Origin of the sequence: Mesobacillus sp. (assembly GCF_047739415.1) — a bacterium.
In the GTDB taxonomy this organism is placed as follows: domain Bacteria; phylum Bacillota; class Bacilli; order Bacillales; family Cytobacillaceae; genus Mesobacillus.
The window spans coordinates 1-4249 of the sequence record NZ_JBIQOE010000236.1 but is presented as its reverse complement, the minus strand read 5'-3'; the positions used below and the strand labels follow the sequence as shown (position 1 = coordinate 4249).

At 44.0% G+C, this 4249-nt stretch carries 5 protein-coding genes, 1 rRNA gene and 1 other RNA gene; all 7 read right to left on the bottom strand.

The window, feature by feature from the left end; all coding sequences use genetic code 11:
• A 16S ribosomal RNA gene (locus ACH0QE_RS18560) occupies positions 1-99 on the bottom strand; the annotation flags it as partial.
• 298 nt (positions 100-397) lie between these two features.
• Complete coding sequence (locus ACH0QE_RS18555) at positions 398-661, bottom strand: pro-sigmaK processing inhibitor BofA family protein (RefSeq protein WP_415801968.1); 264 nt, start codon at positions 659-661, stop codon at positions 398-400.
• An 80-nt stretch (positions 662-741) separates the two neighbouring features.
• A complete protein-coding gene (locus ACH0QE_RS18550) occupies positions 742-963 on the bottom strand; it encodes a YaaL family protein (RefSeq protein WP_102264773.1) in 222 nt (73 codons plus the stop codon).
• A gap of 37 nt (positions 964-1000) precedes the next feature.
• The gene (gene recR / locus ACH0QE_RS18545) at positions 1001-1597 is read right to left on the bottom strand and encodes a recombination mediator RecR (RefSeq protein ID WP_415801967.1); all 597 of its coding nucleotides are present in this window, start codon (positions 1595-1597) and stop codon (positions 1001-1003) included.
• Positions 1598-1612: 15 nt separating this feature from the next.
• The gene (locus tag ACH0QE_RS18540; protein WP_041968097.1) at positions 1613-1939 is read right to left on the bottom strand and encodes a YbaB/EbfC family nucleoid-associated protein; all 327 of its coding nucleotides are present in this window, start codon (positions 1937-1939) and stop codon (positions 1613-1615) included.
• A gap of 18 nt (positions 1940-1957) precedes the next feature.
• On the bottom strand, positions 1958-3643 hold the full coding sequence (gene dnaX, locus ACH0QE_RS18535) for a DNA polymerase III subunit gamma/tau (RefSeq protein ID WP_415801966.1): 1686 nt from the start codon (positions 3641-3643) through the stop codon (positions 1958-1960).
• A gap of 150 nt (positions 3644-3793) precedes the next feature.
• Positions 3794-4058, bottom strand: an RNA gene (gene ffs, locus ACH0QE_RS18530) — signal recognition particle sRNA large type.
• Positions 4059-4249 lie beyond the last annotated feature (191 nt).

Here is a 4249-nt window from a genome sequence, read left to right as displayed (position 1 = left end):
GCTGATCTTCAAAAGCAAGCTAATGAAGATCCGCTCGACTTGCATGTATTAGGCACGCCGCCAGCGTTCGTCCTGAGCCAGGATCAAACTCTCCAAGAAAGAGTTATGAGTTAGCTCATAAAGTTAAAACGTTGGCTCATGTTCTTCTATAATAGAAGCCATGATAATTTATTGTTTGTTGACGCTTGTTTGTTTAGTTTTCAAAGAGCAATTTTTCTGCGTCACCCGTAGGCGACTTAAATAATATATCATGCTGTCGTTGTTTCGTCAACACTTTTTTAAAAAGTTATTAACTGCCGTTCAACAGCAACGTTTAATATAATAACAACTTCAGCTTGCTTGGTCAATAGCTTTTTGCAAAAAAATAAAACGCCGCTTCAAAAGCGGCGTTCCTTCTTTATATAATCCAGGTTTGAATGGCTACCAACGCAAACACACCAGGTATTCCTAACAGACCCGAAACTGCCGCGGTCGCAATATTGATTGGCACATAAATGCCGAAGCTGGTCCCGAACGCGTTAAGAAAAAATAAAAAGATGGCTCCAATCAAGATCTTCACTGCACTCTGACCTATAAAACGAAGCGGTTTTGTCGGTGCACCTATTATGAGCAGCAATAAGATCAATCCACCAAGGATCGATATGACAACTATAGGATCCATACTCTTCCCCCTTACTTCAATGTCTTGTACATTTTTATGTACAAGTTATTAAAATAAGACCTTATTGTATGGAAAAAACATCATTTCGTCTTGATGGTGATTTTTCTATGCTTTGCTTCTTTAAAAAGAAAGAAGTACTTGGCTTCGGCAATTTTTGCTTCAGTGATAAACTCTTCTGATGGATCGAAGCTTCTTTCAACCAATAGCTTTTGATTGTTCCAGTTCCTCTTCATGCTGTCCAGCTGTTCCAATAGTTTATGGTCGAATTCTTTTCTAAGCCATTTCTTTTTACGAAATAACATGACTCTCCTCCAGTAGAGTTTCTTCTTATAAATGGAGTTAAACTTCCCGACGCCCTTCTAATGCTTTAGAAAGGGTTACTTCATCCGCGTATTCAAGATCCCCGCCGACCGGCAGTCCGTGCGCGATCCTTGTAATCTTGATTCCTGACGGCTTCAGCAGCCTTGATATATACATGGCTGTTGCTTCCCCTTCGATATTCGGGTTTGTTGCTAGTATGACTTCCTGGACAGTTTCATCCTGAAGTCTCTTTAGTAGGTCGGGAATATTGATATCTTCTGGTCCTATTCCATCCATAGGAGAAATTGCACCATGAAGTACATGATAGAGACCATTGAACTCCTTCATCTTTTCCATCGCAATTACGTCCTTAGGATCCTGAACCACGCAGACCACACTGCGGTCGCGGCGCTGGTCTTCACAAATATAGCAAGGATCCTGGTCGGTTATATGACCACAGACAGAGCAATACGAAAGATTGCGCTTAGCGTTGACCAATGCCTTAGCGAAATCCAAAACAGTTTCTTCCTTCATGCTTAATACGAAAAAAGCCAGACGTGCGGCCGTTTTCGGGCCGATACCTGGCAATTTCATAAAGCTGTCGATCAGCTTTGATATTGGTTCAGGATAATGCATTCTGTTATATTCCTCCTAGAACATTCCCCCAGGAAGGTTCATGCCCTTTGTAAATTGGCCCATTGTCTTATTGGTTAATTCTTCTGCTTTTTTCAACGCATCATTCGTTGCAGCAAGGACTAGGTCTTGAAGCATTTCCACATCATCAGGATCAACAACTTCCTGCTTAATCTGTACATCTACAATCTCCTTATGGCCTGTAACGATGACCGTTACCATACCGCCACCTGCAGTACCTTCAATTTTCTCTTCTCCTAATTGTACTTGAGCTTCTTCCATCTTCTTTTGCATTTTCTGCATTTGCTTCATCATATTTTGCATATTACCATTTCCTCGCATCATGTAAACGTACCTCCAAATTTAATCTTGTATTTGTATTAATTCATCGCCAAATAATTTTTTAGCTTCAGCAATCAGCGGGTCTTCGGTTGTATTAGCTTGCCCTTCCGTTGCTCCATCGCCTCTCTGGCTGATAAAGTTTTCCCTTATTTTAAGCCACTGATCTTCCGGCACACCAATTACCTGCATCCTTTTACCGGTGTAATCATTCATCGCACCGCTGACAGTTTCAATGAACCTGGTGTTTTCCATTGCCATCTGACAGTGAATCTCATATTTGAATTTTATCACGACTGCCTCATCAGATGCAGCCACTGGTTCCGCTTCGTTCAATAATGCAGCCTGTGAACGCATTTGGTTCGCGGCAAGCATTTCGAGCAGGTCTCCCCAACGTCCCTTAATCGTATGGAGATTTGTCTTGGTAGCACTTTTCAGGACCTCATTAATCTTTCCGGTCGGCGCCTGGAAGCCTTTTCGGTTCGAACGAGGCGCTTTTTTCGCAGCCGCAGCCGGTTCGCTTGCCGCCATCCCAGGATTCTGCTGGAACTGTACCAATTTTTCCTCGAGCTGCTCGATTCTTCTTAGCAATGGTTCAACCTGAACATTGCTGGACGGATTTTGATTTTCCAGCTGGCATAGCTTGACGATCGCTACCTCAAGGAAGATACGGGGATGGTTTGTCCAACGCATTTCTTGCTGTGCTTTATTCAAGACTTCGATCAATTCATAGATCTGAGCTGGCTCAACCTGATTGGCAAGCTCCTGGAAATCCTCGTCCAGCATTACTCGCTCCATAGATTCCTCGAGCGCTGGCGCTGCCTTGTACAGAAGCATATCGCGGTAGAAGAATATCAGGTCCTCTATGAACCTCGCTGGATCCTTCCCTTGTAAAAGCAGTTCTTCCAAAGCTTCCAACCCAGCTGCCGCATTTCGTTCATGAATCGCTCTGGCTAGCTGGTTCAGGAAATTCTGTGATACAGTACCTGTTACCGTGAGTGCATCTTCGATTGTTACTGTATCCTGACTGAATGATATAGCTTGATCAAGCAGACTTAAGGCATCACGCATTCCGCCTTCTGCAGCCCTGGAAATGATCTGCAGGGCTTTATCATCGCAATCCACTCCAGATTCCTCAACAATTTGCTTCATCCTGCCAACGATTGCCTGAGCAGTGATCCTCTTAAAATCAAATCGCTGGCATCGTGAAATGATTGTGAGTGGAATCTTATGGGGCTCAGTTGTAGCGAGGATAAAGATGACATGCTTTGGAGGCTCTTCAAGGGTTTTCAGCAAGGCGTTGAACGCTCCGATGGAAAGCATATGCACTTCGTCAATGATATATACTTTATACTTCACGACGTTCGGCGCATACTTTACCTTATCGCGGATATCCCTGATTTCTTCGACACCGTTATTTGAAGCAGCATCGATTTCAATGACATCAGGAATCGACCCATCAGTGATTCCACGGCAAGCATCGCATTCATTGCAAGGCTCGGCCGTTGGAGCTTTTTCACAGTTTACCGCTTTTGCCAAAATCTTCGCAGCACTCGTTTTCCCAGTCCCCCTGGGTCCGGAGAAAAGATAGGCATGTGATATTTTTTGTTGAAGCAGAGCGTTTTGCAGTGTCGTTGTGACATGTTCCTGCCCGACCACATCAATGAACTGTTGTGGACGCCAGACACGATATAAAGCTTGGTAGGCCAATGACACCGCTCCCTTCCTTTTATTATCTTATCTATTATAACGCAAATAACTTTCAATTTCACTTTTACCAAAGGAAGTTTTTAAGCTTTTTAAAACGACAAAAAACTCATCTCCGTTAAAGAGATGAGTTGAATGTATCATATTTAACTGCCGCGCACCTTCCGTCGACTGAATACCATAAGCGTTACTTAAGCAGTTAGCTCGGCCCAGGCAACCCTGCGGCACATGGGAGCGTCCACTTAATGCTGCTTCCTTCCGGACCTGACATGGTTCATGGATTCCCATTGCGCAGGACCCGGGCGTCAACACCACTTGCTTAAGGCAGACCCTACAGTAAATCAGCCTCAGGAAGGGATTCATCCCCGCTAGAGCGGATTGCGGGTACAGGGCACCGCTACCTCCCCGACTAGCACGGCAAAATTGAAACCTTATTTAGGTGTGTCTCAAGGACACATACATAGTATACTAACTCACGGACTAAAAAGCAATGCTTATCCCCTGTCAATTCCTGTATGCTGTTCCAGTTCCTCTTTTGCCTGTCTCTTTTTCAGCTTCTTTTTTTCTCGCAGATTCCTGAAAAAGTCTGATAACAGTGCTCCGCATTCT

What these genes read in the sequence shown, in the direction of transcription:
- ACH0QE_RS18555 (WP_415801968.1), bottom strand. Translation starts at nt 661, where the DNA reads ATGGATCCTATAGTTGTCATATCGATCCTTGGTGGATTGATCTTATTG.
- ACH0QE_RS18550 (WP_102264773.1), bottom strand. Translation starts at nt 963, where the DNA reads ATGTTATTTCGTAAAAAGAAATGGCTTAGAAAAGAATTCGACCATAAA.
- recR (WP_415801967.1), bottom strand. Translation starts at nt 1,597, where the DNA reads ATGCATTATCCTGAACCAATATCAAAGCTGATCGACAGCTTTATGAAA.
- ACH0QE_RS18540 (WP_041968097.1), bottom strand. Translation starts at nt 1,939, where the DNA reads ATGATGCGAGGAAATGGTAATATGCAAAATATGATGAAGCAAATGCAG.